We start from the raw sequence: 2,190 nt of genomic DNA, 5'->3' as shown, positions 1-2,190 counted from the left end.
ATCGGCAATCGCATCTTCGGCTGCGACGATTGCCTCGCCGTCTGCCCGTGGAACAAATTCGCGAGCGAGGCGCGTGAGGCACGGCTGCACGTGAAGGCGGAGCTGGACAATCCGCCGCTCGCCGACCTTCTCGCTCTCGATGACGCCGCGTTCCGCGCCCGCTTCCGCGGTACGCCGGTGAAACGCACTGGCCGCGATCGGGTCGTGCGCAACTGCCTGATCGCCGCCGGCAACGCCCGTGACCCGTCGTTGCTCCCGCTCGTCGAGTCCCTGCTCGACGATTCCTCCCCGCTGGTACGAGCCATGGCGGTGTGGGCCTTCCGTAGACTTGCGTCCCCGCAATCCGTTGCCGCCGCCCGAGATCGTCACGAGGCGATCGAGACAGACGACGACGTTCGGAGGGAGTGGGCATGACAAACCTCTTCTGCTTTGGCCTCGGCTACACGGCCGAGGCATTGGCGCGCCGCACGCGCCCATTCGCCTGGCGGATCGCCGGCACGGCCCGTACTCCCGAGGGCGTGGAGCACATCCGCGCCGCGGGCTGCGACGGCTTCCTGTTTGACGGCGCGGCGCCCAACCCGGCCGTAACCGGCGCCCTCGCCACGGCCACCCATGTCCTCGTTTCCGCCGCACCCGACGACGACGGCGACCCGACGCTGCGCCATCACGGCAAAGACCTCGCCTCCGCCCCGGCCCTGCGCTGGATCGGCTATCTCTCCACCATCGGCGTCTACGGCTGTTCCGGCGGCGAATGGATCGACGAGACGAGCTTGCCGAGGCCCACCACCGACCGCACGCGCCGCCGCCTTGCCGCCGAGGACGACTGGCTCGCGTTCGGGCGCACCTGCGGCAAGACGGTGCAGGTCTTTCGCTTGGGCGGCATCTACGGCCCCGGTCGCAGCGCCGTGGACGACATGCGCGACGGCACCGCGCGGCGCATCGTGAAGCCCGACCAGGTTTTCAATCGCATCCACGTGGACGACATCGCCAACGTGTTGTTCGCAGCCGCCGAAGGCCGCGGAACACACGCGGTCTACAACGTCACGGACGGCGCCCCGTCTCCGCCGCAGGACGTCGTCGCCTACGCCGCCGAGCTGTTGAGAATGTCCCCGCCGCCGGAAATCCCCTTCGAGAGCGCTCCGCTGTCACCCATGGGCCGTAGCTTCTATGCCGAGAACAGACGTGTCTCGAACAAGCGCCTGCGCGACGACCTCGGCGTGACGCTCGCCTATCCGACCTATCGCGAAGGCCTCGCCGCGATCCTCGCAAATACCGGTGCTTGACGTTTTTTATCCCGCAAACTGAACGAACTGACAGCCTTCGCCCTCTTTGTTGCCGAAATCGCGGTGAAAGATCGGCGCCACGTTCGGAGTGTGCCCACTTCGTCGATATTTGGCATTTCAATGTCGTTTCTTTGCCGAGATGCAGGTCAGCCCATGACAATGCGTAGATGCGCTCCGCTCGTGGCAGTGGCCGTGAGTGTATCTCTGGCATGGGCAGGACCCGTAACGGCCGACGACGGCGCCGCGCACGCACTTGCCGAGAAATTCGCAGCCGGCGCCGAGCAGGAGCAGGCCAAGCGCAAGGCCGAGGAAGAAAAGCGCAAAGCCGACGAAGCGAAGAAGGCCGAAACAGAGAAACAACGGCGGATTGCCGAGGAGAAGAAGCGCAAGGCCGACGAGGTCAAGCGTCTGGCGGCAGAGGAGGCTCAGCGCAAAGCCGAGGAGCAAGTCCGCCAGGCCATCGAGGAAGCCGAAATGCTGAAGCGCGCTGCGGCCGAAGCAGCAGAGCGCGGCGAAGCCCTTCGTAAAGAGCGCGCGGAAGCAGAAGCTCGCGAGGCCGAGCGCATGACGGCCGAACGCGCCGAGGCGGAGCGGGCCGAGAAGGCGCGTCGCCTCGCCGAAGAGCAGCGCATCGCGCGCGAGAAGTTCATCGCCGAGCGCCAACGCGCCGAGGACGAGCAGCGCCTGGCCGACGAGCAGCGCGCCGCCGACGAAAAGCGCCGTGACGAGATCAAGCGCGTCGAGGACGGCCTGCGCGTCGCCGAAGAGCAGCGTGCCGCCGAGGAGAAGGCGATTGCCGAGCGGCAGCGCGTCGAGGAGGAGCGGCGTCTGACCGAGGAACGCCGTCTTGCCGAAGAGAGACGTCTTGCCGAGGAGAAGCGCATCGAGGATGAGCGTCGCGCCGAAG

At 67.1% G+C, this 2,190-nt stretch carries 2 protein-coding genes and 1 pseudogene; all 3 read left to right on the top strand.

Annotated features, from left to right (window positions below):
• Positions 1-414 (top strand): HEAT repeat domain-containing protein (locus QZV93_RS17120; protein ID WP_295559892.1); only part of this gene is annotated, 414 nt, incomplete at its 5' end.
• Entirely contained in the window at positions 411-1,283 is an 873-nt protein-coding gene (locus tag QZV93_RS17115; protein WP_295559890.1) for an SDR family oxidoreductase, read from the top strand. The genes QZV93_RS17120 and QZV93_RS17115, both read left to right, overlap by 4 nt.
• 192 nt (positions 1,284-1,475) lie before the next feature.
• A pseudogene (locus QZV93_RS17110) lies at positions 1,476-2,190 on the top strand (hypothetical protein); the annotation flags it as partial.

Origin of the sequence: uncultured Hyphomicrobium sp., from assembly GCF_902826555.1 — a bacterium.
Taxonomy (GTDB): Bacteria; Pseudomonadota; Alphaproteobacteria; order Rhizobiales; family Hyphomicrobiaceae; genus Hyphomicrobium_C.
Note: the sequence above shows the minus strand (reverse complement) of the source record. Positions and strands in the feature narration are given on the sequence as shown.

Excerpts from the sequence above, each read along its gene's own strand:
- QZV93_RS17115 (WP_295559890.1), top strand. The coding sequence starts at position 411 with ATGACAAACCTCTTCTGCTTTGGCCTCGGCTACACGGCCGAGGCATTG.